Source organism: Streptomyces sp. NPDC002619 (assembly GCF_042889305.1).
Classification (GTDB): Bacteria; Actinomycetota; Actinomycetes; order Streptomycetales; family Streptomycetaceae; genus Streptomyces.
This window is the reverse complement of record NZ_JBIAQV010000008.1, coordinates 114,935-141,621: the sequence shown is the minus strand read 5'-3', so window position 1 is coordinate 141,621 and position 26,687 is coordinate 114,935. Positions and strand designations below refer to the sequence as shown.

The following is a 26,687-nucleotide window of genomic DNA, read 5'->3' as shown; positions in this document are numbered from 1 at the left end:
CCCACTCTCCCTGCGGAACCGAAGAGCAGCAGGCGTAGCCCGTTCCCGCAGGCGAGACCTACCCATTGACGATGCCGGGGCTGGTCGTGGAGGTCCTGGCCGGGCGACCCGGCACGCGGTCCTGACGGTGACGAGGCTGTGTTGGGTTAGAGAGTCTGCTCGGCCCAGACCGTCTTGCCGTCGAGGGAGTAGCGGACGCCCCAGTTCTGCGCGAGTTGGGCGACGATGAACAGGCCGCGACCGCCTTCGTCGATGGTTTTGGCGTGGCGCAACCGCGGTGCGCTGTAGCTGCTGTCGTTGACCTCGCAGGTGAGTGTGCGGTCCTTGATGAGCTGCAGCCGCAGAGGCGGGGTGCCGTAGCGGACGGCGTTGGTGACCAGTTCGCTGACGATCATCTCGGTGGTGTAGGAGGTTTCCTCGTCCACTCCCCAAAGGGTGAGCTGTTGTTGGGCGTGGGCGCGTGCCGTGGCGACGGCTTTGGGGTGGTGGTCGAGATGCCACTCGGCGATCTGGTCGGCGGGGAATGCGTGTGTGCGGGCGAGGAGGAGGATGACGTCGCCGTGGCCGGTGTCGTTCCGCAGCCGGTAGAGCACGTCATCGCATAGATCCTGCAGTGGCCGGTCGGGGTGGGCCAGCACCCGTTGGAGGGTGTCCGGGGACGGGGAGGTGTGCAGGAGGGATGCCGTGTAGAAGGCGAGGACGCTGCCGTCGGCGACGGAGATCGTGGTGGCGGCGAAGGGGGGTCCTTCGGCACTGCCGAGAGGGGGTCCGGCGGGCAGGTGGGGGATCTCGGTCCTCCCGTCGGGATGGGCGATGACGGGTGGGGGGTGGCCGGCCAGGGCGATGGTGCAGGTCTGGGCGAGCGGGTCGTAGACCGCGTACGCACAGCTTCCCGTGAGTGGCTGCCGGTGCATGGGGTCGCCGGTCGGCAGAGCTGCGCGTTCCTGGGCCAGGCTTATGGTGGTGTCGTTGAGGCGTGCGAGGAGCTCGTCGGGCTCCAGGTCGAGTGCGGCCAGGGAGTGGATGGCGGTCCGTAGCTGTCCCATGGTGGTGGCCGCGTGGATGCCCTGGCCGACGCATTCGCCGACCACCAGTGCGGTGCGGGCGCCGGACAGGGCGAAGGTGTCGTACCCGCCGCCTCCGCCCGCCTGGGACGGCACGTGCAGGTGCGCGGTTTCCACGGTGGTCCGCGACGCCGGGCGGGGAGGCAACAGATGGCGCTGGACTGTCGAGGCGATGGTGTGTTCGCGGGTGTAGCGGCGGGCGTTGTCGATGCACAGCGCGGTGTGAGCGGCCGCTGCGAGGGCGAGGGTGACATCGTCCTCGTCGTAGAGGTCGCTCCGGTCAGTGCGGTAGAGGCTCAGCAGGCCGAGCACGGTTCCACGCAGCGTCAGGGGTGCAGTGATCAGGCTGTGGGCACCGGATGCGCGGATCGCCTCGGCGACGCGCGGCGGGACGGCTGCCAGCCAGGGCGTGTCGGGTCCCAGGGCGACGAGGCGGGGCTTGAGGTCGGCGAGCGTCTGGGCGTGAGGCGTCGGGAACGGCAGAGCGCGCACGTCACCCACCGGATGTGCCTGAATCTGCTCCTTGCCGCCGCTGTGGCCGAAGGCGGCACGGCGCAGCGGCACCTCCCGTCCCAGAGGGCTCAGCGGAGGGTCCTCGCCGCGTACCACGGCGTCCACCACTTCCACCACGGCGATGTCGGCGAGGTCCGGCACCACGGCCTGCACCAGTTCCTCGCAGGTGGCCACCACGTCGAGGGTCCGTCCCACCTGCTCGCGCACCGAGCCCAGGACGCGCAGGCGAGCGGCTACCTTTTCGCGTTCGGTGACATCGAGCATCTCCGCCAGCACCCCCCAGATCCTCCCCTGCGGGCCCTCCAGGCGAGATGCCGAGACGGAGAACAGGTACTCCGGCCCCGGCGCGCTCTTCGGACGCACCCCCACCAGTCGCCCCCGTACGGGCGCGCCGCTCTCCAGCACGCCGTGCAGCATCGCCTCCACCTCACCGGGTGCGGAAAGGTCATATACGTCGGTGAGGTACCGGCCCGTGATCTGTTCAGGGGGCGCTTCGTGCAGAGCCGGCCTGGTGAGGTTGATCCGCAGGATTCGCAGCTCCGTGTCCAAGATCAGCAGGCCTGTAGGGGACTGGTGGAACAGAGCTTCCAGTACTGCAGCACCCTCGACGGGTGAGATGGCTTCTTTTTGCGCCACGGCAACGCACCTCCACCATCCAGCCTGCTCCTGGCTCCTATGCGCCGCTCCCTTGCTTCGCGCGTCGTGTCGGACGTCGGCGGTCCAGATATGGGTCTGGGGGGCCGGCCTGCTCGGCTTGGGTCGTCATCTGAGTGTGTCGGAGGTGTGTCGCGAACACCGAGAGACAACGGGAGAGGGCGGGAGTCAGTGAGACTGACTCCCGCCCTCTTCTCTCGGCATCCGCCCTGGTGAGAGCTTGATTTCTGCTGATCCTGGGCGAGTGCCCCCGGCAGGATTCGAACCTGCGCACACGGCTCCGGAGGGCAAGCGCAGGGGGAGCGGAATTGTGCCTTTGACCTGCGCGAATATCTGAAGTGCCGGGACCGCGTATCCGTCTCGATCGCCACTCACTCGGAGGCGCACGCTACCGGCCGGTAGGAGCCATGGTGAGCGTATCCGGCTCGGAGTCCGTCCCTGGGGGAGGGCTGCAACATTGTGTGACGCCGCGCCACCACAGGCCCGCGGGTTGGCGGGCGAGACCCGTGACAGCGGCGTGGGCAACCGTAGCGCCCGCTCGCAGGTCATCCGGCCCGCTGCGACGGTGCGACAGGTACGACACCCTCCCCCCTGTTACAGCGAGGTCCAGCCCGGGAACGTCGACCCCAACGGGTTACCCCCTCGTGTGAGGGGCGGACTTCGGGAAGGCGGCGCCGTTGCGCCCGGCGTACGGGCTACCCCCTCGCATGAGGGGAGGACGGGTTCAACCGCAAGGGCGTTACGAAGTTCCTCGGGCTACCCCTTTGCGTGAGTGAGGGGAGGACGCGCTGATCGCCGTGGCGGGGCCAAGTGTCGGCGTACGGCGGAGTGTGGTCTGTCGGGTGCGGTGCGGTGCCTGGTCACGGGGGCCGGTGTTGTGCGGGGTTGACGCCGTCGATCTCGATCAGGAGGTGACGGGGGCCGCGCAGGCCCGGACTCGTGCGGTAGGGCGGTGGGTCGGCGACGAGTCGGGGGTTGTTGAGTCGGCGTGCCAGCTCGGTGAGCGCGATCTGCGTCTCGGGACGGGCCAGTGGGGCACCGAAGCAGTAGTGGACGCCGCCGCCAAAGCCAAGGTGCTCGTTGTGTTCGCGGTCCGGATCGAAGCGGTCGGGGTCCGGGACGAAGTCCGGGTCGCGGCTGCCGGCGGCCAGCACGAGGGTGACCGGTGAGCCCTTCGGGATGGTGGTGCCGGCGACCTCGATGTCGTCGACGGTGTTCCGAGTGTTGGACAGAAACTGCACCGGTGGTTCGTAGCGCAGGAGTTCCTCGACCACGCGGGCGGCCAGATCGGGTTCGTCGCCGCGGCGCAGCCGGTCGAGCACCTCGGGGTGCCGCAGGAGGGTGAGCATGCCGTTGGTGATGAGGTTTACTGTCGTCTCGTGGCCGGCGGTGAGCAGCAGGGCCGCGTTGCTCAGCACCTCTTCCCGTGGCATCGGCGCCTCTGCACCGTCACCGCCGATCAGCCCGGACAGCAGGTCGTCGCTCCGTCGGCCGTGGCGGGCGTTGAGAAGCTGGGCGAAGTACTGACCGAGGTCGGCGCGGGCCTCGGCGCGTCGGCGCCGCCGCTCCGCGAGCCCTCCCGTGGTCGGGTCGGCGGCCTTGACGACTGCGTCGGACAATGCCTGGAAGCGCGTTTCGTCCTCGCGGGGCACTCCCAGCAGCCCGCAGATCACCGTGACCGGGAACGGATAGGCGAAGTCGTCGACGATGTCGACCCGGGACGTGCCCGACCGGTCTTTTTCTGCGAAGGCGTCGATCTGGTTCGTCACGATCTCGAACATGTCGGGAATCATGCTGTCGATGCGGGCGGGGCGGCGGGGCGGGCCGAAGTTCCGAGTCAGCAGGCGCCGGATTCGGTCGTGCTCGGGCGGGTCGATTTCGATGAAGGTGGGCGGCAGTTCGGAAGGGCCCTCTTCGGGCGCCTGAGCCGGCGCGTCGGCGCCCTGTTCGGGGAGGTTGCGCAGGTCCGAGCTGAGCCGTGGGTCGTGGAGCAGGGCGACGATCTCCCGGTAGGTGCTCACGACATAGCTCCCGTCCTCCGCCTGCACCACGGGTGTCTTGCGCAGCTCGGCGTAGAGCGGATAAGGGTCGGCGCGGTGGGAGTAGTCGAGGATCTGCTGCCAGATGCTGGTCTGGGCCATGGTGGGCGTCTCCCGCCCCTCGGGGATCTGGACGTGCGGTGGCTCGGGCAGGTCACAGGTATGTTCTGCGGACCAACGTGGCTCGCCGTTCGCTGGGTCCGTGGCCGGTCACCACGACGGTGGCCTCAGGGGTGGGCCGGACTGGGACCTCGGCCGCGACCGGGCGACCGTCGATGGGTTGGTCGACGGTGTGGAAGGAGGGCGGGAACGGCGCCGCCCGGTCGATCAACCCCTCATAGAACTCCAGCCACTTGGACTGGTTGAAGGCGACCGCCGCGGTGATGCGCCCGCGGTAGCCGTAGACCGCGACGAAACGGCGCTCGTCCACCGATCCCTGGGCGATGACAACCTGGTCGGCATAGGTCGGGACGCCGACGGACTTGATCTCGGTGCCGAACTGGGTGGACCAGAACTCCGGCAGCGCCAGGTGCGGCCAGCGCTCGCTCTGGGCGCTGATCATGTTGTGTGCGGCGATCTCCGCCTGGGCGACCGCGTTGCCCCAGTGCTCCAGGGCAAGATACTGGTAGTCGTAGACGGGGTGTGGGCAGCGGGCCACGTCGCCTGCGACGAACACATCGTCCGTGACAACGCCGTTGACGTCGACGGCGCGGCACCCCGCATCGCACGCCACCCCCCAGACCCCTGCCGCCAGCCCCGAGCTCCCCAGCCATTCGACGTTGCGGATGCTGCCGAGCGCGGCCACCGCCACATCGACGTCCACGGTGCTGCCGTCGGACAGACGGGCTCGCCGCAGCCGCCCGCTGTCATCGCCTTCCACCGCCTCGACCTGAACGCCGCACCGCAGGTCGACCCCGTGGTCGCGCTGGATCTGCGCCGCAACCCCGCCGATCACCGCGCCCAGCGCCCCGAGCAGCGGGGCCCGACCCCGTTCGACAACCGTCACCGGAATGTTCAACTCGCGGCAGGCGGAGGCGACCTCACAGCCGGTGAACCCGGCACCGATGACCAGCACCCGGCCAGGGCCGGCTGCCAGCCGTTGCCGCAGCTCGTCCGCGTCTTCCGGCGTATGTAGTGCGAACAGTCCGTCGAGCCCGGCCTCCGCCTCGTTCGGCCACGGGCGGGCCCGCACACCGGTGGCGATGAGCAACCGGTCGAAGCCCACTTTCTCGCCGTCGGCCAGGAGCACCTGCTTGCCGCTCAGGTCAAGACCCGTGGCCGCGACCCCGAGCCGCCAGTGAGCGTCGAGCCCGTCGCGGCGGGGCAGTGCGGTCCGCCGTGCCGGAACCTGGCTCAGGAGGACCTGCTTGGACAGCGGCGGCCGGTCATACGGGGGATGAGGCTCGTCCCCGATCACGGTCAGCGAGCCGGTGAAACCCTCCCGGCGCAGCACGAGCGCGGCCCGCAGCCCAGCCAGGGACGCCCCGACGATGACGATGCGCCCGGCGCGCCCGAGGGCCTGCTCAGGGCCCGGGGCAGTCCCGTCCTCGGGCCCGGCCGGCCGGTGCTGAGCGTCCTCACGGTCGAGGAAGATGGCCTGCACCGGGCAGGCAGCCGCGGCCCGCGCGACCTTCTCTCGCTGCGCGTCGCCCGGATCGGTGTCGTACAGCAGCGCCTCGTCACCTCGGATGACGAACACATCCGGCGCGGCGAAGGCGCACTGTGCGTATCCCTGGCACCGCGTGAGATCCACGACGATCTTCATGTGGACGTCCCTTCCGAACCCTGCGGATCGGCCGTTTCGTCCCACCAGCACGCGCGCACGCCGTCACATCTCTTTCAGTGGAGCATGGCACGCCGGGGACCGCATCCCGCCGCGGACCGGTGGTTACGGTCCGGAGTCGTTCGCGCGCCGTGTGTCCCACCCCCCAATTGTGTGACATGCATACGAAGCGCCCGCAAGAAGGCGATCCGGCCACGTGTACCGCAAGGTGCTTGCCAGGAGGGGCCTCGACCGGGGCTCAAGAGTATGACCGCTTTGTAAGCCTGGTGGTGGGACTCCTGGAGGATGCGCAGGCCATGGCGGATTTGGTGAGCTCCCAGGTTGGCGAGGCAGCGCGACTGAGGCGAACCGCCGTTGACCGTGGTTGACCGCCCGATGTGGCACGGCTGTGGCACGCCAGCACTGCCCCTGCCGGAAACCGATGTCACGCACGCTCATGGAGACTGTTCGCATCCGCCCCAAGGCCACGTAGGAAAGCCTCATGATTCGGTGCTCCCGGCCCGGCAGGACAAGCAGCCGCAGCGGAACTGCCGCGAGTGTGGTCAGCTGCGTCAGCATGCCGGCCTGGGGCTGCGCTCGGCCTGCTGGCAATAGCACCCCGGCCGTCCCTTCACCCGCGGCGAACACCTCCGCGAACAGGTCGCCACCCCACCCTCCTGGCTGGACGACTTCGTCGCGCATGTCGCGGCCCGCTTCTGTGTCTCCCGGGCCTGCAGTCTCATCACCGACCTCGGCCGCCTCCTGCAGGACGAGCACTCCAACCCGCCCCAGGCCCTGCTGGAGCGGTCCCGCCGCCCCGGACGGTCGATGGGCCCTTTCGCCCGTGCCCTCGAGGACTTCTTCACCCATCGCTGCCTGGTCGGCGTGCAGTGGCAGTCTCCCGCAGTCCTGGGTTGATGACCGGGACCGGTGCCGGGCCGGTCAGCCAGCAGGGGTCACCCGTCCTCGAGGTCCCGAACCGTCTGGTTCGCGGGTCTCAGGAAGCTGGGCGGCCAAGGACGAGGTTTTGGTTTACGGGTGCCGCTGGATCGAGGAGAAGCTGCGCGACCGCGGCTGGGCGGCCCGGCATGGTGGCAATAACCATGGCGGCGACATCGCTGAAGCCGGTGGCCGCGTATTCTCCGTTTTGGTCGGTGCGGGTGCGGACAAGCTGGCGGCCGCGCGGGTCGATCACGGTGACCGTGGTGCCTGGCAGCGGCTGACCGGACGGATCGGTGACCCGCCCGGTCAGCATCGGCTCTTCGTCGCCGAAATGGTGCTGGTGTGGGGCAAGGGCGACGGGCTCGGGCAGCATCACCGTGGGATCTTCCGCAGGGGGCCCGGGGACATACTCGGTCCTGGTCTGGTCTGTTGCCTCCTGCGCCAGGCGCCGTTGATGCCTGAGGTAGCCGAGCAGGATGAGCGTGGCGCCGGCAGCGATCCAGGCGCAGAGCACCGCTGTGGGCCGCAACAGCTGGCTATTGCCGAAGTAGCTGACGCTGCGCAGGGCATCGGCGGCGTTCCCCATGGGCAGGATCGGGTGCCAGAAGCCGAAGAAGCCTGGCACGAGTTGGACGGCCACAGCGCCGCCGCTGCTGGGCACGCCGAGCAGGACGAACAACGTGATCGCGATCCCGGGGAAGAATCCGCCGAAGAAGGGCACCAGGCCATAGGCGGTCAGCGACACGGCCTGGGTCAGCAGGAACAGGTACAGCAGGTCCAGTGGATTCGGCGGGATCACCTGCACCACATAGGCAGCCGCGAGGTAGGCGACAGCGGAGACCACCACCCCCCAGCCGATGCTGGTGGCCACGTGTGCCCACCGGCCGAAGCCCACCGCGCGCTGCATGGTGATCACCATGAAGTAGGCGGCGACAACGCAGGCCAGGACGACGTACAGCAGGCTGGAGCCGGAGGCATCGCCCGGCACGGTGGGGACCAGTTCGCGGAAGGCGAGCGTGTGGCCGGCCCGTCCCGCAACGGCGGCGAAGGTCTGGCGGACAACCGTCTCCAGGGCGGCGCCGTCTGCCTTGGCCCCGTACAGCAGCGGACGGTGCCCGCGTGGCACGTATGCCGCGACCGCGCTGCGGTCTAGGACGGCAGCACGGGCATCGGCGGCGCCGGCCGTCGGCCGGAGGGTGAAGCCACCCGGCGCCGCCACGTCGAGCTGGTGCTGCAGCCGCGCCGTGGCGGCCGGCGAAGCGGCCACTGCGATGCTGACGTGATGCGGCGCCGGGTGATGGAAGGCCGGCAGGTAAGAGAAGAGTATCCCGGCCAGGAAGAGCGCCGGGAGCCACAAGCCCATCACGAGCGTGCGCACGACTTCGCCGACGCGTTTTCTGGCTCTATGCCTCTGTGTCACGCCGCCACGCTACGAGAAAGCTTGCAGTAATGCAAAATTACACCAGTGCAGTGTGCAGTATGATGCCAGTCGATACACACTCGCGCTTGGCGGAAAGGACCGGGTCTCCATGCAGGCAGCAGCTCCGGGGCTCCGGGAACGCAAGAAGGCCGAGACCCGCGCGGCCCTCCGCGCAGCGGCCGTGCGCCTGTTCCTCGAGCGTGGCCCCGCCGCCGTCACGGTGAGCGACATCTGCGAGGCGGCCGGGGTCTCCGCGCGGACCTTCTTCAACTACTTCGATGCGAAGGAGGAGGCGCTCCTGCCCTGGGACAAGCACCTCATCGAAGAAGTCATCACGGGACTGGCCGCGCGCCCGGCCGCCGAGCCGCCGCTGACCGCGGTGCGCCGGGCGATCGAGCAGTCCTTCCCCAGCCTCGCCGCCAGCACCGGCTGGCAGGCCTGTGACAGGGTGCTCACGGCATACCCCGAACTGCGCACCACGATCGTCCACGGGATGATTCACAACCAGACCAGGCTCGCCGATGCCCTCGCCAAACGCGCCGGGCAGACAGGCGACAGTCTCTACTCGCAGCTCCTCGCGGGCGCCGCGGCGTCAGCGTTCCGCGCGGCCTTTAGCGTCTGGGCACCGGAAACCGGGACCGCAGGCCTGCAAGCGCTCGTCGGCGAAGCCTTTGACCGGCTCGCCGCCGGCCTTCCCCCCGAGTTGACCTGACCCGGCGAGCGCCGCCGGTCGCCCGCTTGCTGGAGAGGCTGGCGACGGCCAGATCACGCCAATCGGGCGACGCTAAGAGAGCCCGGCAGTAGGCGCGCCGGATGGTCCAGTGGGGCTGCGCTGTACGGGGATAGCGCGGTCGAGTTCCGTCGGTTCCCGGCCGGCTGGTGTGACGCGGCGGGCGACGAGGGCGGCGAGGTCGTCGTCGCGGGTGCCGTGACAGTAGGCGAGCAGGTCCTGGTGGAGGCGGTCGAGGAGTTGGCGGGACGGGACGAGGGCCCATCGGTGGACGCGCTGGGCGAGGGGGTAGAACGCCCCGGTACGGTCGCGGGTCTCGCTGACGCCGTCGGTGTAGAGCAGCAGGCGGTCGCGGGCGCCAAAGGGGATGGTGTCGACCTGGTAGTGGTCGCCGAGCAGGGCGGCCATGTTGATGGGCGGTGACGGCGCGCTGGGTTCCACCTCGCGCACTTCGCCGCCGTGCAACAGCAGTGGCGCGGGGTGGCCGCAGTTGAGCACGCGCGCGATCGGTTCCCCGGCGGGGATCTCCACGAGCACGATGGTGGCGAAGCGCTCCAGCGCATCGCCGGGCAGGTTCCGGGAGTAATGGCTCATGACGGTCTCCATATGTCCTGCCAGGGACGGCAGGTCGGGCGCGGTCATCCTCAGCACCCGGAACGTGCTGAGGATGACCGAGGCGACCTCGACGGCCGGAAGTCCCTTGCCGCGGACGTCGCCGATGATCAGCCGCACCCCGTACGGGGTCTGCATCGCCTCGTAGAAGTCGCCGCCGATGCGGGCCTGCGCGGCGGCGGCCTGGTAGAGCACCTCGACGTCGATGTGCCCGAGGTGCTGCGGGAGTGGGCGCAGCAGCACCCGCTGCGCGGTCTCCGCCACGGAGCGGACCTCGGCGAGGGTGTGCTCCCGGTTCTGCCGTACCCGGCTGGCGTAGGCGGCGGCCAGGGTGACGACCACGATCGCGAGCAGGGTGAAATTGCCCGGTGCCCGGCCCAGATTGTGCTCGGCGGCGGCGATGGCGAACCCGGCCATCAGGGCGAGCAGCCCGATGCCCAGCGTGCCGGCCACGGAGAATATCGCCGCGGCCAGCGCCGGGGCCGCCCCGATCAACCGGTAGAACTGCAGGTGGGGCGTGAAGAAGGCCGCCACCGAGTCCAGCACGATCACCAGCAGCGGAAACAGGAGCGCCGGCGAGAACGGCCGGCCCTCTTCCCGCATCCGCCGGGAGAGCCGCTTCTGGGCGATTACCTGCCTGAGCGACCGAACGGCGGTGCCGCGGGCTGCGATGACCCCCCTGACCTGCACACCCATGTTTTTTATCCTTAGGCGGAGACGGTTCGCAGAAGCCTGTTTGTGGACGGAGCTACCTGAAATATGTCCATATGCCCCTGTCACGCCACCACGCTACGAGGCAGTTTGCAGTAATGCAAACTTTCATCAGTGCAGTATGATGCCGGCCGATACGCGGAAGGACCGGGTCTCCATGCAGGCACCAGCTCCGGGGCTCCGGGAACGCAAGAGGGCCGAGACCCGCGCGGCCCTCCGCGCAGCGGCCGTGCGCCTGTTCCTTGGCAATCCCAGCGGCCGCCGGGGGCCTCGGTCAGCTGTGGAACTGGGGGCGTTCGCCGAGCGGTGAGAGGTGTTCCCTGGCGGCAGCTTGGACCACGAGAGGCAACGATGCCGCTGAGTGGGTGCGAGCGGGGGTGGCGGGGCCCTACCCGACCTCCTCGTCCACCGCGGCCCCGCTGATCGTGGCGCGGTTCACCAAGGGCCAGTGCCAGCCCTGTCCGGTCCGGTCCGCACCCAGTGCACCACCTCCCGCGAAAGCGCCCGCAACGTGGGCTTTCCCCACGAGAACTCCGCGACTTGCAAGTCCGCGTCCGCGCTGAGCAACAGACGCCCGGCTGGCAGGCCCGCTATGCGGTCCGCTCCGGTGTGGAAGACACGGTCAACGAGTTCGCCCACGGACACGGCATGCGCCGCTACCGCTACCGAGGACAGCCGAAGGCCCACCTGCAGCACGTGTTCACTGCTATCGCCGTGAACATCGAGCGCCTCAGCGGTCTGCCACCCACCGGCTAAACCCCCCCCGCCACGGCCGCCGACCGCCTTCCAGACCTTCCTGGACCAGCATGGGATCCCCCGACTGAAGTCCTGGCGAGTCGTCAGCGGCTGACCTGGACGGCATGCCCCGCCCCGTTCCGCTGACGGGCCTGTTTCACGGCCATGCGGACTGCCTCAACCCGGAGGCGCCCCGGCTGAACCGAGGAGGCCGGTTTGTTTCAGGACAGCCTCTTGTGCAGCGCGTCCAGGCCTTCGCTGTACAACTTGGTGAAGATGTCGACGACTTCGGAGTCTGTAGCGTCCGTGGGGATGAAGCGTGCCGACCACTGAACTTCACTTACGGAGGCGTCACTCGAGACAGCATGGACCCGCAGAGAGGAGAGGTAGTCGGTCACGGGAAACGGCGCCTCGACGATGGCGTAACTGTATCGACGTTCAGATTCGTCGAACGTGACCAGCCGCTCTGTCATGGCGTCGCCCTCCGGAGTGCTGAGCCGCCTGATGCGTCCTCCGTCCTCCAGAGTGCTGGAGGAGACAAAGGGCAGCCAGTCAGGCAGCGAACCGAAGCCCCCGATCAGTTGCCACACGCGGTCCGGGGAGGCCGGGATGATCCGGCTCACCGAAGTCGATGCCATAGCGTGCCTCCAGAGCCTGTCGAATCGGGTTCCGCTGGGAGTGCAGCCTGCACACCGCCCGGAAACTGCTGAGGCAGGCCGTCAGGGCCTGCTCATCGCTCGAAGGTGCCGTACAGGGTTGCCCGCGCGATTGCGTGAGTGAACAGGAGGAAGTCCATGAGGGCAGGTGTCGTTGTCTCGGACACCTCCAGTTTTTCCACGTCGACGGCATGCACCACGAGGAAGTAGCGGTCCGGGCCATTGCCTGGAGGCGTCGCCGGACCGAGGTACCTTCTGCAGCCCGCGTCGTTGGGCAGCGTCACCGCGCCGCCAGGCATGTCGCCACCGTCTCCCGCCCCGGCCGGTAGGTCGGTCACGGAGGTGGGAAGGTTGGCCACGGCCCAATGCCAGAAGCCCGAGGCAGTCGGCACGTCTGGGTCGAACATCGCGACCGTGAAACTGCGCGTCTCCTCGGGAAACCCGGACCAGCTCAGCTGCGGTGAGATGTCCGATCCGCCCGCTCCCAAAATGCCGCTCACCTGTTCAAGGGCCAGTTGTTCACCGTCGGTCACCGACTCCGAGGTCAACGAGAAGCTCCCGATCGGCGGCATGAAATCGTAAGGACCATAGGGTTTGATCACGAGAATTCCTCGCATTCGCAGCCCGAGGTGCATGTTTTCGTGCTCTACGGCCGGGCCGCACGGCAGGTAGGCCACGACCGTCCGATCACCCAGCCCGTACCGCGCGACATAGAACCCCGCACACGCCACCATCCTGACCCGTGCCGCACGCCGCACCGCAGCCAGACCCGGATCCCGAGCCCGCGCCACTCCATCCAGCGCCGCACACTCACTGATCAACCGTAGGCCTCGACGGGTAGCCGGACCACCGCACGCGAAGGTATGGCACGCTCGATGGGTCGGTCGTAATTGGATGCCACAGATAGTGGTCGTTGGCCGGAGGACTTTCCGACGTTCGGTGAATTCGTCTCAAGAAGGCCCTGAGGCCAAAACAGAGGGAATTGCGAGCGGCGTCTGCGGGGGGAGGAAGATCAGCGCGGGGTATGGCAGGCTGCCGCAGCGCGGTATTTGCGCGCCAAGCTCCGGATGCGTGGCAGCGGCAGGTGCAAGAACCTGGTGATATCCGAAGCGGCGGTCGCGATGACCGGCGACGAAACCCGGATACCGTCACGCTGCGCCGGCCCGCACCGCTGCTTGCCAGCGAAAGCGAGGCACCCCCATGCAGATGCAAGCAGCCAGGATGCACGGATACAAAGAACCCCTTCGAATCGAAGAGGTTCCGGTGCCCGACCCCGCGCCGGACGAGATTCTACTGAAGGTCGCGGCGACCGGAATGTGCCGGAGCGACTACCAACTCCTCGAGGGCTACTTCGAAGGCCCGTTCCCCGTGGACCTTCCCTACATCCCCGGCCACGAGGTCACAGGCCGAGTAGCAAGCCTGGGCAGCGCCGTACCGAAAACGGTGGGCTACTCGGAGGGCGACATGGTCGTTGTCAACCCCAGCTGGGGAGACGGCACATGTCGCCAGTGCCGCGAAGGCAACGAACAGTTGTGCAGCGGCAACGGCAGGTGGGTGGGCTTCGGCCCTCCCGGAGGCTTCGCCGAGTACATGGCCGTGGAGTACCGCCACGCCATTCCGGTCTCAGAGAACGCCGCAAAGGCGCCCGAGCTACTCGCCCCGATGACCGACGCGGGCATGACCCCCTACCGGGGGATGAGGAAACTCCGGGACACAGGCAAGCTCGGCCCCGGCCGCACCGTCGCCATCACGGGCATAGGCGGCCTGGGCAGCTACGCGGTCCAGTACGCGAAGCTGCTCGGAAGCGGAGCGACCGTGGTGGCCCTCGCGCGCAAGGACAGCAAACTGGACGTAGCGAAGGAGAACGGCGCGGATCACGGGATCAACGTCCGCGACAAGTCCACCGAGGCCATCCAGGACGAACTGGAAAGGCTCACCGGCCGCAGGACGATCGACGCCATCCTGGACTGCGTCGGCAGCAACGCGTCCATCTCAATGGGGTTCGACCTGCTGGGCCCGGAGGGGGTACTGGCGGCCGTGGGCCTCATGAGCCACCACGTCGAGCACAAACAGTTCCCCTTCGTGGGGATGGAACTGTCCTACCTCGGTTCCTTCTGGGGCAACCACCTGGATCTCGTTGAGGTGCTCTCCCTCGCCGAAGCCGGCCTCGTCAAGCACGACGTCACCAAAGTCAAGCTTGAAGACATCAACGAGAACCTGGAGGCCCTCGGCCGCGGTGACGTCGTCGGACGCCAGGTCATCGTCTTCGAATGAAGATCGCGCGGTAGGCGAGGCCAGCGGCAGGCAGTCGCCAGCAGCACGTGCGACCTGACGCCGAGCACAAGTTACTGTCCGCTCCCCCAGAAGGGAGCGGACAGCGTCGCATCCGGCGGTTACGCGACGGTGGCCAGCACTGTCACCCCATCACTCACCGGGCCTTTTCAGTGTGGCCACCGGTCGGGTGACGCCGACGGGATGCGCAACGCACGAGGCTCCCGTGCCGTTGGGTGAGGTGTTCGAAGTCTCAACCGACAGGCACAGAGGAGCCGTGTTGGTTCCGTATTCTGCCGCACTCGATCTGCCATACGCGTTGGTCGAGTGGGTCACGATGCTCATTCTCATCCGGGAGCGGAGTCCGGATGGCCTTGAAGCGAGGGCTTCGGGCCGCGTGGATCAACGCACCGTTGTTGCCAAAGAACTGAAGCACCCGAAACGCCATCTGAGGGATTGAAGGACGCCGAACATGAGGGCCAAGCCCCTGCCGCCATCCCACGTGTTGCTAAGGCCGGGAACGATCGTAGAGCGGAAGAGGGGGCGAAGAGAAAGCGGGAGGCTCGCATGGTCTTCGTGCGCGTTCACGAGGTGGACACGCAGGAAGAAGTCGAACGTGCCCTTGCCGCGGTCTTCGGGAAAGATTCGAAACCAATCGTTGCCACAGCGTGCTCAGAAACTGGGATGGGCATCTCTGCTCGAAGAATGGGGCATTACCACAGACGTCTCGCTAGGCCGTGCACACGACCGCGGCCAGGGTGCCGTGAGGTACCGTCACGGCTCGGAGCTGCACCCACTTGTCGCCGGGGATAGACTAAATCTGTATGGCCGTAGGGCCTGCAGCGCCCGTATTTCGAGCGGGCTGACATAGTGCCGCGTGCCACGAGCGAACCTCTGGGTCGCACTGTCACTTGGTCGCCGAACACCTGGTGACGCTGTGGGGGAACTTGGGGTCGTGGCCACCAATGAAGATCAGGCCCCGGCATCGATTAGAGGGAGGACCAAGGCGTAATTATGCCGCCGACAGGCTGACGCTGTCGGCTACTTGGCTGGTCAAGGGCAAGAGACATTCACCGTTGACTCTGATCGTCGGTTACGACAGGGCAAGACGATCCTTAAGTCTCGAGGGGGTTCGTGGCCATGTTCGATGGATTCGAAGAGTTCGACATCTCTACCGAGGGTGCGTCGATTCACGGATGCCGAGGCGGCAACGGACCGCCTTTGTTGCTGCTGCACGGTATTCCGGAAACGCATCTGATGTGGCATCGCGTAGCGCCCCACCTCGCTGAGCGTTACACCGTGGTCGCCACCGACTTGCGTGGGTACGGCGACAGCGGCAAGCCGCCCAGTACCGCCGATCATGAGCCCTACAGCATGCGCGCGATCGGCCGCGACCAGCTCGAGGTCATGCGGCGTCTGGGCTATGACCAGTTCAGCCTTGTGGGACACGATCGAGGGGCGCGTTGCTCCTACCGTCTCGCACTGGATCACCCGGATGCTGTTCTCCGGCTCGCCGTTATGGACGTCGTTCCCGTCGGCGACGCGTACGATCGTGCCGACAAAGACTTCAGCCTCCTCTACTGGCAATGGTCCTTCCTCGCTGCGCCGGAACCGGTGCCGGAACAGTTCATCAACGCGGCACCAGCCGGCATGGTCGACTTCATGCTCAACACGTGGGCCGAGGTGAAGGACGCTTTCCCAGCCGAGATACGCGGCGAGTACATCGAGAAGTTCAAACACCCCGATACGGTGCACGCCATCTGCGAGGAGTTCCGCGCATCCCCAACCTTGGACTACCAGCAGGACGAGGCGGATCGCGGGAACCGGAAGATATCCTGCCCCGTGCTCTTCCTCTGGAGCCAGAGCGGTTCGGTTGCGAAACTTTACGATGATCCGCTCGCGATATGGCAGGAATGGGCCGATGACGTTCGCGGTGAACCGGTACCGGTCGGTCACTTCATTCCGGAAGAGGCACCCGAGGAGACCACACGCCAACTGCTGGATTTCCTCCAGTAGTGCGGGGTCGAAGTGACTGCTCGACGTCCCGGAAATTCATCGTCTATCCGCAACGACCAGCTAAAGGCTGTCCTACCCTTCAGACGTGGGCCCGGCGCACGATCGGAAATTGTCGTCCGAGAACAGCTTCTGGTGGCGAGTGTGTCTTCCACTGGGGAACCTCGCGTGCGGCCGACATGTTCTTCTGGCAGGTCAGGACGGCGCGGTGGACGCATGTCCGGTCCTCGCCAAGATGGAGGACGCCGAGAACTGGGACCGTTACGAGATGACTGCCACGGAATTCCTGTACCGGATCCTCACCGATCCCAGATTCTGGCCCTACTCCGTGGCCGACTCCGTGCCCGAGCCGTTCTTCGAGCCTGCCTGAACGGCCGGTGAGCGGAAAGGAGGATCTGGCCGTGACGGACGGGTGAGGGCGTCGAACTACGACGACAACTGGCGGCTGTCGGTCGGCAACACCACCACTGGCAGCGCGCGGGCCCTGCTGAGGTTTCCTCTGACCGACGTGCCGGCAGGCACCCGGCTGGACTCGGCCGATCAGTTCATGGCGTCCCCTCGCCGCGCACTGTACAGAGCGGTCGGCACAGCGACTTTGGCCGGGTCAAGCGCCGCCGCGCTCGGATCCTGGGGCACCAAGGCCCCGACTTGGTCCAATGAGGCTACGACGCAGGTAACCCACCTGTGGGAACTCGGACGGGCCACACCCGCCTTCCTGCCCTCTTGAGAGGCATGAATCGAACAACTGTACGACAACCGTGGCGGAACCGGGGGAAATAGGTAAAGGTGTTACGGTTATTTCATCGGATTCGTTAGGGCTGCTCGCAGGAGCTGGTTCCCCACTAGAACGGCTGGAAAATGACCGACAAGACGACGCCGACGTATCTGGGCAGCGGCGACCCGGCGCGGCAGCGCACGGACTACTACCCCCCTTGGCTGGACAACCTTGCCGACGATGTGACGATGGAGGGCTCGGTTCTGAACGGGATCGTGCGCGGGGCCGAGGACGTTCGCACGGTGCTGGCCTATGCGCGCACTCTGTACGAGTACCAGGACTTCATCTACATCGGTGAGTACGGAGAGAATGGCTTCGTCGAGGACTATGCGTCGAAGGTGCGCGGTGAGCCGATCGCAAACATCGCTGTCGTCTACAGGAACCCAGTGGGACAGACGCAACATCTTGTGGTGAACCACCGTCCGCTGCCGTCGGTCCTGCTTTTCTCTCGGCTGTTGGGCGAGCACTTTGCTGGGACACGGTACGCACAGTATTTCGCTGCCCCGTCGGCCGATGCCGAGCGCGGCTAAAGGGGAGATCTCATGCCCATGCCACAATCCATGCGCGCGCTCGTAGCCGAAAAGGTTGGCGAGCCGACCGATGTCCTTCGGCTGGAATCCCGGCCTGTTCCCACGCCGGAAGCCGGTCAGGCGTTGATCCGCGTGAAGGCGACTCCGATTCACGCCAGCGATCTGCATGTGCTGCGTGGCCGCTACGGTTTCTCCCCTGAGTTTCCCACTGTTGGGGGTCACATGGAATGCGTGGGCCGTATTGAGGCCCTGGGCCCTGATACCGAGGGACTAAAGATCGGCGAGCGCGTGGTGGCCGTTGCTGTCCCGGCGGTACCCGGGCCGCATGTGGCCGGCACTTGGCAGGAATACCTTGTCGCCGATACACGAAGGCTCCTGCCAGTCCCTGATCGCCTGAGCGACTCCAGTGCCTGTCAACTCGCCGTCAACCCGTTGACCGCGCTGCTCCTGGTGACTCGCGAACTCGACGTACAGCCGGGTGAATGGTTGTTGCAGACGGCCGCGGGCTCCACCGTCGGCCGGCTCGTCATTCAGCTGGCCAGGCATCTGGGTATTCCGACGATCAATGTCGTGCGGCGGCGCGATGCCGTTGAGGAGATCAAAGCGCTTGGCGGTGACGAGGTCATTTGCACTGAGGACGAGGACCTGGTGCAGCGTGTGGCCGAGATAGCAGGACCGGCCGGCGTGCGCAAAGCCATCGACTGTGTCGCGGGCCCCGTGGGTGCCCAGGTATCCCAGGCATTGGCGCCGGGAGGAGAGGTCGTGGTCTACGGCGCGCTCTCCACCCATCGGCAGACTGACCCGGCAGCGCTGACGATCCCGCTGCAGGCACGCTCGGTTATCTACGAGACCAAAGCAGTCCGTGGCTTCTGGCTGAACCGCTGGTTCGGGACTGCTTCAGCTGCGGATGCGCTGCGCGCGCTATCCGAGGTTCGCAGTCTCGTCGCTGATGAAGTGCTGAGCATCCCCCAAGGCCAGCCGTTCCCGCTTGAACGCTTCACTGAAGCCATCTCGCTCGCCGAAACACCCGCACATGGCGCCAAACCACTCTTCGTCTTCGAAGATCGCCGGGACAAAGGTGACAGGTAGGACGCGGTATTTGGATAGCGCCAGCCTGTCGGCGGGCGGGCAGGCTGTTGGGGGTGGTCGCGTACAGGCGCTGACGCCTGACCCAAGAGCGGGTATCGCCTCCGCCGCTCTTCCGCTCACGATGCCGACGCTCCAAGCGAACGGCCAGGATCCGATTCCGTGTCGGCCGGTACGGCGTCCCTGAGCTGGCCCGCAGCCAGCGAACGCCAGCCCGGAGGGTGTGTCGGAGGTGTGTCGCGAACGCTGGGAGACAACGAGAGAGGGTGGGAGTCAGTAAGACTGACTCCCACCCTCTTCTGTCGGCATTCGCCCTGGTCAGAGCTTGATTTCTGCTGACTGTGGGCGAGTGCCCCCGGCAGGATTCGAACCTGCGCACACGGCTCCGGAGCGCAATCAGAGTTGGGCTTGCGAATGGGCTCTGAACAGCAGGTTCCTTGATCGCGGGAGGCGTGCAGTGCCCTCTTGTGTCGCAGATGGTGCGTATCAGGCAGGGAGCGGGTCCGTAGTGGGGCCAGGGCGCGCCCTCGTGAGGGCAGAGCAGATCGGGAGTCGCCTCCGGCTCCTGCGTCCACTGAGAGGTCGGCTTCGCCGACGGGCTGCAACACTTGATGAGGTAGGGAAAGTTCTACCGCGCTGCGGCTTGCGGTGCCGTCTCCTCGACGCTCACCCCGTCCGTGGGCACAGTCGTAGTCGCGGCCCTCTGAAAGAGTGCCCCGGACTCGCGCCAGCTGCGCCCGATGACAACCGGAACACTACTGGCGATCATCATCCCCGTCGTGGTGGTGGTTGCCCTCATAGCACTGGGGTCCTCGCTTCTCATGCGGCGTCGTCGCCTGCGCAGGCGGTTCGGTCCAGAGTGCGAGCGGACCGGGGAGGAGGCCGGCGGCCGACGGGCAGCGGAGCGTGAGCTCGGCACCCGGCAGAAGGCGACCACCGAACAAATGCGGAACGCCATGGTTCACTACCGGGCGCTGTTCGAGGAACTGCTCTCGGAGGTCGGATGGCCCCGTCCCGCCGGCGCCTGAGAGGCGCCTGGCAGGAACACACAGCCATAGAGCGAGGACCCCATGGTCACTCATGGCGTCATTCTTCTCGTTATCGGGTACGTGGCGAAGATCGCCATTCTATGGACAATCGGGGTCAACCTCGTCGTCATCGGAGCCGTTCTGTTCCTTCTCCGCTCTCTCGGACGCGCGGTCTTCGGGCGGCGGCACTATTGGTAAGGACGGTCCTGCCTCGACAGTGGCAGCGTCCCGGATACCCAGGCAGCGCAGATCGCTGATGATCACCGCCGGACGGCGGCGGAGACCCGCCTCTGACGCACGGATACGCGGATGTCCCTGACCGCCTCGCGCGCCGCACGGGTAGGGGCGTGCGGGATGTCGGACAATGGAACCCCGGCCCGATTACGGCGGGCCGGGGTTTCTCATCGTGCAACCGGCTCGGGACTACCAGTCGTTGTAATGCCTGATCACCCGGAAGCTGCCGACCACTCCGTCTTCGACGTGGATGCCTTCGGTGTGGCGGACGAACACGCCGTCGCTCTGGCTGTGGGGGCCGACCACGGCGACGGGAGCGCCGTTGTCGCACACCGCCCCGCGGAAGACCTCGACCGTCCGGCGGCTGTCGTTGCGGATGTTCAGGGTCCTGGCACCCAGGCCGCTGACCACGGTGATGCAGTCGCCCGCGCGGGAGGAGTACGACCGCTCGTTGACGTGGATCCGGCCCTCGAAGTCCCTGTCCTCGTCGTGGCGGTTGCCGTTGCCTCCGAAGCCGTTGCCTCCGAAGCCGTTGCCTCCGAAGCCGTTGTCTCCGTTGCCTCCGAAGCCGTTGCCTCCGAAGCCGTTGCCTCCGAAGCCGTTGCCTCCGTTGTTGCCGAAGGGTGCGGCGCCGCCAGCCGGGGCCGCTGCCGGGGCCGCTGCGGCCGCTGCCGGGGCCGCTGCCGGGGCCGCTGCGGGGGCCGCTGCGGGGGCCGCTGCGGGGGCCGCTGCGGCCGCTGCCGGGGCGACCTGGGCCACCGGCGCGGAGGCGGCCGAGGCGTACGTGATGCCGGTCGCAACCAGGGTCGCGGCAGCCGCAAGACCGGCGGTGACAATCCTGGGACGGGGGGATTTCATGTTGCTGCTCCTGTCTCTGAGGCACCGGCTCAGCGGCCGGCATGATTGAACGTACTAATGCCCCCCATACCTGTCATGTCGGGAATATCGGAGATCTGCTGTCAGGCCGCCAATCGGGGTATTCGCAGCACTCGCAGGCCGCTTCCCTCACGATTGGTGGTGCATCAAGTCATCGTAGATATAAGCAGATTGACTTACTATTAGCCCTTTAGGGCGATCCCTTGACGCCCGTTCACCCCCGTTGGACAGCGTGTCGCTGCGGACAGGACGAGGCAGAGTGCGGTATGGAGACTGGCCAAGACACGTGCAGAACCCTGCACACCGGGGTCGCACGCCGCAGGCCGTGCTGCCGCGCGTCGGACGACCGGCCTCGCTGCTCGATCGCGTAGGGAAAATCCCGGTCCTTCTGTTCGCTCTTTCTGTGGTAGATGGGTTTGGAAGTCGCCTTCGGCTCCTACGTCCAATGAGAGGTCGGCTCAGCCGCCTGTGACCGGGCACACCAGCACTTTGAGCTGTCCGGGGTGTTAGCGCAGGTGAGAGCCGTAACCGGACAGCCGGACGGTGCGGACACCTCTTAGGGCGGTTCCCATCGGACCCGGACAGTCCGTCCGGGTCCTCTCCCGTTCAGTGCCACACGCTGGTCATGGGTGGCGGAACGGCTGAGATCACTTACCCGTTCCTCGCCGCGTCGGTACCGTGAAAGGCGCCTCTACTCAGCAGCGGGAGGCAACACCCCATGCGTGGTCTTGGAGATCACCTCAGCATCGGTGAGCGCATCGCGTTCTATCGAAAGCGCCGCGGCTACACGCAAGAGGTGCTGGCCGGCCTGGTCGGTCGGAGCACTGACTGGCTGGCGAAGATCGAGACCGGTCGCAGGAAGCCACCCCGCATCGACATGCTCGCGGAGCTGTCGCGCATTCTTCGCGTACCCCTCGGAGACCCGCTCGGACAGACCGTCCTGGTGGAAGACGAGCGGCAACAGGACGACGTCCCCGCCGTGCGCGACGCCCTCATGAGCCCGCGCCGGCTGTCCCGTCCCCTCTTCGGGCCAGACGCTGAGGCTCAGCTCCCGACGCCTGTTCCTGTGGCTGTGCGCGTGGAGCATGCGTGGAACGACTACCAGGGCGGTCGGCTCGGCAGCGTCATCGCTGCACTGCCTGCCCTGATTCAGACGGCTCAGGAGGTGGAGGAGCGAGCGGCGCACCGCGGCGAAGACCATGGCGACTGCTGTGCGGTGTCGGCCCGCACGCACCACCTTGCGGCTACGACACTCGCCAAGATCGGTGAGTCGGACATCTCGTGGCTCGCAGCCGAGCGCGCGATGCGAGCCGCTGACGAGTCGGATGACCCGCTAGTGTTGGCGTCCGCCGCACGTTCGGGTACGCACGCCCTGCTGGCCGACGGGCGCTATGACGACGCCCTCGAACTGGGCAACACGGCCGCAGCCTGGCTGTCGTCTCAGGTCACCGATCACAACCCGGCGGCACTCAGCCTGATGGGAATGATCCACCTGCGTGCCGCCGTCGCGACGGCACGCCATCAGGACCGGCCTACCGCAACGGCACTGCTGAACCGTGCCGAGGAATTCGCGGACGACCTCGGCTCGGATGAAAACTGTGCCTGCGACGATCAACGGGCCAACGACAAGGCAAATACGGGCAATTCTCCTGTAGAACCTTATTTTATGTAGACGCGCTTCCGTTTCGATGATTCTTGTCTCTGCATCCAGCAGATCTGTCGTTATCACCTTCACCCCCAACATGCGCCGAGGATAGCGAATGTAAGGGTGGAGCGGTGGTCAGCCTGCAGGGCTCCGGCGTTCTCGCGAAACGTCCGGTCTGCGTCTCGCTGTCATGCGCGGGGAGCCTGCTGACGACAGTACCGGGGTGGCCAGTCAGGTCAGTCCGGCTATCGAACAAACTGGGATGAATCCCGAGAACGCCGGGGCCCTGGGGTAGGCCATCTCTCGAAATTCGCGAGGACACCGGCGGTCTGCCCGTCCCCGGTCGACACTCTGGCGAACGCGAGGGAACATAAAGGGACGGGGCACTTCCAGCCTCCAGTTTGTCGCCGGGATGACACGGCGATCGGAGTTCTAGGTGACGCGCCCCCGTCCGCGTCCAGGGCAACGCGCAGGGCGGCGCGCAAGGCCACGTGGGGTGAGGCATGCGGACTAGGAGTGACAGGCGCGCGCCGACCGGAGAAGTTTCGGGAGGTGCGGGCCACCGCACCGGATCGTCTTTGGAGCATGTCGACAGGGCGAGCCGAAAGCGCGGTCTCTCATCTGTATCGGTGAGCATCATTGCGCTCGCGGTGGTGGGTGTCGTGGTCGCGGCCGCCGTGCACTTGGCAATGCTCTTCCTCTACAACGCCCCCTCGAACTCCTTCTCCCAGCAGCACGCCGCGGACATCGACAAGTATGTCGTCCCCGAGTTTGTGCAGGGGTGGCAGCTTTTCGCCCCCAATCCGCAATCGGCGAATACCCACGTGCAGGCTCGCGCGAAAGTCCAGATGCCCAGCGGAAGCCTCACCGATACCGGCTGGGTGGACTTGACCGCGATGGATGAGGAGCGGATCGTGCACAATCCTCTCCCCAGCCAAGCGCACCAGAACGAGCTTCATCTCGCCTGGACCAACTTCGTCGACTCGCTCGACAACGAGGGACGTCCAGTTGGTTTGTACGGGAAGCTGATGCAGCAGTACCTCCTGCGCATCGTCGCCCATCGTCTGGGACCACAGGTAAACGGCGGCACCGTGCAATTCATTCAGCTGCGCTCGGCCAACACGCCGGTGGGACATCCCCCGTGGAGTGTTCAGCAGATCGACACGCAGACCGGCTATGTGGTTCAACCGTGGTGGGCCGTCAAGGCGGAGGACTTCAAGTGACCACGCACTCTCCGGCCACGCCTGGCCGCGTATCCGAACCGTCCCCATCCGCCCGACTGTCGCGCGGCATTGGCGCCGCTGTCAGGCGAGGTCTCGCGCGTATCACCAGCGATGTCATCGCGCCGTACCAGTCAGCCGTCATTCGAATCGGCTTCTCACTCACCTGGCTCGCCCTGCTGCTGCGCGAGTGGGTGCACCGTAACGAGCTCTACGGGGCGGACAGCCCTTGGAGCTGGGCCATGGCCCGCGAATGGAACACGACAAACCACGCGTTCACCGCACTCATGTGGCATGACAGCCGATGGTGGTTCGAGATCGTCTACGTGGCGGTGATCGCCGCGTCGGTGATGCTGCTCCTCGGGTGGCGGACCCGCACCGCCTCGCTGCTCTCCATGATTGGTGTGCTGGCGCTCCAGAACCGTAACCCCTTCGTGGGGGACGGCGGCGAAGATGTCATCCACGTCATGGCGATCTATCTGGTATTCACCCGCTGCGGCCGGGCCTGGTCGTTGGACGCGCGGCGTGCCGCGCACGGCCGCGACGGTGGCCGGGACGTGGTCGGGATCGTGATGTGGGCTTTCTTCACTGCCGTGCTCGCCCTGGTCACCGGGCTGGGCAAGCTGGATACCGGCTGGGCGCTGTTGCTCTGGGGCTTCGTCTTCGCGCAGCTGGCGTGGTGGCTGGTGCGACGTTACGGCCCCGGAGAGCCCCGCACCGTCATGGAAATGGTCGGCAACGTGGTGCACGCGGGTGCAGTGTTCGTGATCGCAGCCCAGGTGTGCCTAATCTATTCGGTTTCCGGCTGGTACAAGGTCCAAGGCTCCCTTTGGCAGAATGGAACGGCGCTCTACTACGTGCTGCACCTCGGCGACGTCACCCCGTGGCCCGCTTTGTCCCACGCCGTCGCCAATAGCAGTCTGATCGTCCTGCTACTGACCTACGGCACGGTGATCGTCGAAGTCGCCTTCCCTTTCACCCTTTTCAACAGCCGCGTGAGAACCGTAATGGTTGCGATCATGATGTCCATGCACGCGGGCATCGGGATCCTGCTCGGCCTGCCTTTCTTCGCGTTGGCGATGATCTCGGCCGACGCGCTCTTCCTCCCAACTGCACTGCTGCGTCGGGCAGGCGACCGCGTGGCGCGCGCGGTCTCACGGAGGCGAGCTGTGGCGCCGACACCACAGGTGCCCTTAAGAGCGAAGTACTGACTGACGGAAACGAAGACGGATGGCGGTAGCCGTCAACGGGTCGGTCATGGCGGTGGCGCCCGCCGAGCCGGACTCGTCACTGGACGGTGACCGCATCGTCTAAAAGATCAAGCGCATGTCCAGCAGCTCGGGCATCGTCCCAGCTCATAGGAGGTGAAGCAATGTAACCGGGCGCCGAGTCCAGGGTAGCCAGCCGGTGGAAGTCCGGTCCGGGGAGACGCCAGGGTCCCCGGTAGCTGACTCCCGGCGTCCCTCGAAAGGGTGGCGTCGAAGTGGAGTGACAAGCACCCGTCAGGGGTGTGCAAGCGGCCAGTCCGCAACATGAAGTGAAGCCTGCAGCGTCGTCATTTGAGCCCGCCGAGAGGCGGGGCCAAGGAGGAGACGAGCCTGTGCTTGAAGGGAGAAGGCCATGGAAGGTGATCTCGGACCTGGAGCGGTCGCCGAAGAACCTCCCGGCGTAAGGGGCGTGGAATGGTCGGACGGACACTCGCCCGCCATCTTCGAGCGGGGATGGGACGACTCCCGCCGGGTCGTGCCGGCAGGACAAGCATCAGCAGTGCCACCAGCGGGACCGTTACGTCCGCGCAGCCCTCACCGGGTTCTCTGGTATCGACCCCACTCGAGCATGCGGGCCACGAACCCACGGACCCTCAGCAGAAGGACGACCTACCTCAGCGGGTTCACCACGCCAATGCCTTGAGAATCCGCGAACCCCCTGGTTTTCACGTACCCGTGGTGCTTCGCCTAGGGCGGCACGGCCGCCCTAGCACTACCAGCTGCGAGCGGGGTTTCGGATCGCTAAGGCGCTGGTACATCCGGGGGTTACAGCATCGTATGACCTGATTCCGTAACGGCCTCCTCGACCTTCGGCGGCCAGTGCCGGAGCACCGCCTTCACCCCGTGCACGGCCCCGGCGATCCGGACCCCCAGGGAGGGGTCACTGCTACGCTGCCGGAATGCCGTGTCCAGCTCCAGGACAGATGCGGCCAGCACCTCCAGCTGTCGTAGCTGGGTACGGAGTTGGGCACGGGCGTACTCGCCTCGACCTGCGGCGATCACCAGGGCGCGCCACTGCAGGGCCTCCAGCTTCAGCGCGAGATCCGACTCGTCGACGAACTCGCCGTCGTCGATTGCGCGGGAGCGACTGATCGCCTTGCATCCCTGCAGCACCCGAACCGCGAGTTCGCCCTCCGGGCTGTCCAGGTCCCGCCGGATCACGTAGCTGTGGTGCAGACGGCGTAGCACCTCCGCCTTGGAGGTCATGCCGCGGACCACCGCTTTCCCCCGGCTGGGCACGTCATCGTTCCACAGCGGCGCGTCCTCGAAGGGCTTGCCGCGCCCGAAACGAACCCGGTGCAAATGGCTCTCCCGCTCGTAGGGCAGGTCCGGGTCGGTCATCACCGGGTCGTCCAGGCGCCGCGCGTAGTTCGGCAGATACAGCTCCACCAACTCGTCGAGCGCCGTCCCGGACTCGGAGGCCGCGTTCTTCGCCAGCGGTATGGTGTCCTGCACCTCGGGCTCGCTTCGGTGCGCCGGGGAGTCCTCGACGGCCTCTCCGTCCAGGCGCGCCAGCACGTCGTTCGTCAGCACCCGGGCCGCCGCCGACAACTCCCGCGCCCGTGCGGCATCCGGATGCTCGGCCGCCGCCTCCAACAGCCCCGCGGCCATGCGCCGCAGTCCCCGGGTCAGCTCCTCGACCCGCGCGTCGACATCCCGCTCACTCATGTGTCCCCCTGCGTACGGCTGCGGTCAGTGTGTCAGGGGGCCGGGCCATGGCCGTTGGGGTGGCTCGGCGCAGACGGGTCGCCGGGCCGCGGGTGTGTGCGGTTCCTGTGGTTCTGCTCGCGATGCGGGTAGCAGGGTGCGTTCGCTCGGATGCCCAGAGTGATAGCTCGGCCGGTTGTTCCGTGAGGGGTGTAGGGGTCCCCCGGCAGGACTCGAACCTGCGGTCAAGCGCTTA

Annotated in this window: 20 protein-coding genes; 11 read left to right on the top strand and 9 right to left on the bottom strand. The window is 66.8% G+C overall.

Annotated features, from left to right (window positions below; genetic code table 11):
- Positions 1–146 precede the first annotated feature (146 nt).
- The 4 genes from ACFYXB_RS16260 to ACFYXB_RS16245 all read right to left on the bottom strand — a co-directional run bounded on the left by ACFYXB_RS16260 (position 147) and on the right by ACFYXB_RS16245 (position 8,394).
- Positions 147–2,213 carry a SpoIIE family protein phosphatase gene (locus ACFYXB_RS16260; protein WP_389582387.1) on the bottom strand — a complete coding sequence of 689 codons (2,067 nt, stop codon included), beginning with the start codon at positions 2,211–2,213 and terminating at the stop codon, positions 147–149.
- Positions 2,214–3,091: 878 nt separating this feature from the next.
- Positions 3,092–4,372, bottom strand: a complete 1,281-nt coding sequence (locus ACFYXB_RS16255) for a cytochrome P450 (RefSeq protein ID WP_389582384.1) — start codon at positions 4,370–4,372, stop codon at positions 3,092–3,094.
- A 52-nt stretch (positions 4,373–4,424) separates the two neighbouring features.
- The gene (locus ACFYXB_RS16250; RefSeq protein ID WP_389582381.1) at positions 4,425–6,035 is read right to left on the bottom strand and encodes an FAD-dependent oxidoreductase; all 1,611 of its coding nucleotides are present in this window, start codon (positions 6,033–6,035) and stop codon (positions 4,425–4,427) included.
- 994 nt (positions 6,036–7,029) lie between these two features.
- Positions 7,030–8,394 (bottom strand): carboxypeptidase regulatory-like domain-containing protein, encoded by a 1,365-nt coding sequence (locus ACFYXB_RS16245; protein WP_389582378.1) that lies wholly within the window; start codon positions 8,392–8,394, stop codon positions 7,030–7,032.
- A gap of 109 nt (positions 8,395–8,503) precedes the next feature.
- Between ACFYXB_RS16245 and ACFYXB_RS16240 the strand changes: the two genes are divergently transcribed.
- Positions 8,504–9,106: a TetR/AcrR family transcriptional regulator gene (locus tag ACFYXB_RS16240; protein ID WP_389582375.1), complete on the top strand. Its 603-nt coding sequence runs from the start codon at positions 8,504–8,506 to the stop codon at positions 9,104–9,106.
- Positions 9,107–9,178: 72 nt separating this feature from the next.
- Here ACFYXB_RS16240 and ACFYXB_RS16235 read toward each other — a convergent pair whose 3' ends face one another.
- Complete coding sequence (locus tag ACFYXB_RS16235; protein ID WP_389582372.1) at positions 9,179–10,432, bottom strand: PP2C family protein-serine/threonine phosphatase; 1,254 nt, start codon at positions 10,430–10,432, stop codon at positions 9,179–9,181.
- A gap of 555 nt (positions 10,433–10,987) precedes the next feature.
- On the opposite strand from ACFYXB_RS16235, the gene ACFYXB_RS16230 reads away from it, so the two are divergent.
- Entirely contained in the window at positions 10,988–11,203 is a 216-nt protein-coding gene (locus ACFYXB_RS16230) for a transposase (RefSeq protein WP_389582370.1), read from the top strand.
- 200 nt (positions 11,204–11,403) lie between these two features.
- Here ACFYXB_RS16230 and ACFYXB_RS16225 read toward each other — a convergent pair whose 3' ends face one another.
- Both ACFYXB_RS16225 and ACFYXB_RS16220 read right to left on the bottom strand, forming a co-directional pair.
- Positions 11,404–11,820 (bottom strand): SRPBCC family protein, encoded by a 417-nt coding sequence (locus tag ACFYXB_RS16225; protein WP_389582367.1) that lies wholly within the window; start codon positions 11,818–11,820, stop codon positions 11,404–11,406.
- Positions 11,821–11,912: 92 nt separating this feature from the next.
- Positions 11,913–12,440 carry a YbhB/YbcL family Raf kinase inhibitor-like protein gene (locus tag ACFYXB_RS16220; protein ID WP_389582365.1) on the bottom strand — a complete coding sequence of 176 codons (528 nt, stop codon included), beginning with the start codon at positions 12,438–12,440 and terminating at the stop codon, positions 11,913–11,915.
- 661 nt (positions 12,441–13,101) lie between these two features.
- Between ACFYXB_RS16220 and ACFYXB_RS16215 the strand changes: the two genes are divergently transcribed.
- The 6 genes from ACFYXB_RS16215 (at position 13,102) to ACFYXB_RS16190 (ending at position 19,541) form a co-directional block, all read left to right on the top strand.
- Positions 13,102–14,112 carry an NAD(P)-dependent alcohol dehydrogenase gene (locus ACFYXB_RS16215; protein ID WP_389582363.1) on the top strand — a complete coding sequence of 337 codons (1,011 nt, stop codon included), beginning with the start codon at positions 13,102–13,104 and terminating at the stop codon, positions 14,110–14,112.
- A gap of 1,137 nt (positions 14,113–15,249) precedes the next feature.
- Positions 15,250–16,125 (top strand): alpha/beta hydrolase, encoded by an 876-nt coding sequence (locus ACFYXB_RS16210; RefSeq protein WP_351359130.1) that lies wholly within the window; start codon positions 15,250–15,252, stop codon positions 16,123–16,125.
- A gap of 205 nt (positions 16,126–16,330) precedes the next feature.
- Positions 16,331–16,492 carry a hypothetical protein gene (locus ACFYXB_RS16205; protein WP_389582360.1) on the top strand — a complete coding sequence of 54 codons (162 nt, stop codon included), beginning with the start codon at positions 16,331–16,333 and terminating at the stop codon, positions 16,490–16,492.
- Positions 16,493–16,980: 488 nt separating this feature from the next.
- Complete coding sequence (locus ACFYXB_RS16200) at positions 16,981–17,427, top strand: hypothetical protein (RefSeq protein ID WP_389582358.1); 447 nt, start codon at positions 16,981–16,983, stop codon at positions 17,425–17,427.
- A 30-nt stretch (positions 17,428–17,457) separates the two neighbouring features.
- Positions 17,458–18,516: a zinc-dependent alcohol dehydrogenase family protein gene (locus tag ACFYXB_RS16195; RefSeq protein ID WP_389582355.1), complete on the top strand. Its 1,059-nt coding sequence runs from the start codon at positions 17,458–17,460 to the stop codon at positions 18,514–18,516.
- Positions 18,517–19,253: 737 nt separating this feature from the next.
- The gene (locus ACFYXB_RS16190) at positions 19,254–19,541 is read left to right on the top strand and encodes a hypothetical protein (RefSeq protein ID WP_389582352.1); all 288 of its coding nucleotides are present in this window, start codon (positions 19,254–19,256) and stop codon (positions 19,539–19,541) included.
- A 423-nt stretch (positions 19,542–19,964) separates the two neighbouring features.
- Here the strand turns inward: ACFYXB_RS16190 and ACFYXB_RS16185 are convergent, their stop codons facing one another.
- A complete protein-coding gene (locus ACFYXB_RS16185) occupies positions 19,965–20,633 on the bottom strand; it encodes a hypothetical protein (RefSeq protein ID WP_389582349.1) in 669 nt (222 codons plus the stop codon).
- 736 nt (positions 20,634–21,369) lie between these two features.
- Here ACFYXB_RS16185 and ACFYXB_RS16180 point away from each other — a divergent pair.
- The 3 genes from ACFYXB_RS16180 to ACFYXB_RS16170 all read left to right on the top strand — a co-directional run bounded on the left by ACFYXB_RS16180 (position 21,370) and on the right by ACFYXB_RS16170 (position 24,727).
- The gene (locus ACFYXB_RS16180) at positions 21,370–22,323 is read left to right on the top strand and encodes a helix-turn-helix domain-containing protein (protein ID WP_389582347.1); all 954 of its coding nucleotides are present in this window, start codon (positions 21,370–21,372) and stop codon (positions 22,321–22,323) included.
- Positions 22,324–22,925: 602 nt separating this feature from the next.
- On the top strand, positions 22,926–23,519 hold the full coding sequence (locus tag ACFYXB_RS16175; RefSeq protein ID WP_389582344.1) for a DUF5819 family protein: 594 nt from the start codon (positions 22,926–22,928) through the stop codon (positions 23,517–23,519).
- Complete coding sequence (locus tag ACFYXB_RS16170) at positions 23,516–24,727, top strand: HTTM domain-containing protein (RefSeq protein WP_389582341.1); 1,212 nt, start codon at positions 23,516–23,518, stop codon at positions 24,725–24,727. Before ACFYXB_RS16175 ends, ACFYXB_RS16170 begins: the two co-directional genes overlap by 4 nt.
- 822 nt (positions 24,728–25,549) lie before the next feature.
- On the opposite strand, the gene ACFYXB_RS16165 is transcribed toward ACFYXB_RS16170, so the two are convergent.
- The gene (locus tag ACFYXB_RS16165) at positions 25,550–26,452 is read right to left on the bottom strand and encodes a hypothetical protein (protein ID WP_389582338.1); all 903 of its coding nucleotides are present in this window, start codon (positions 26,450–26,452) and stop codon (positions 25,550–25,552) included.
- Between the last annotated feature and the right edge of the window lie 235 nt (positions 26,453–26,687).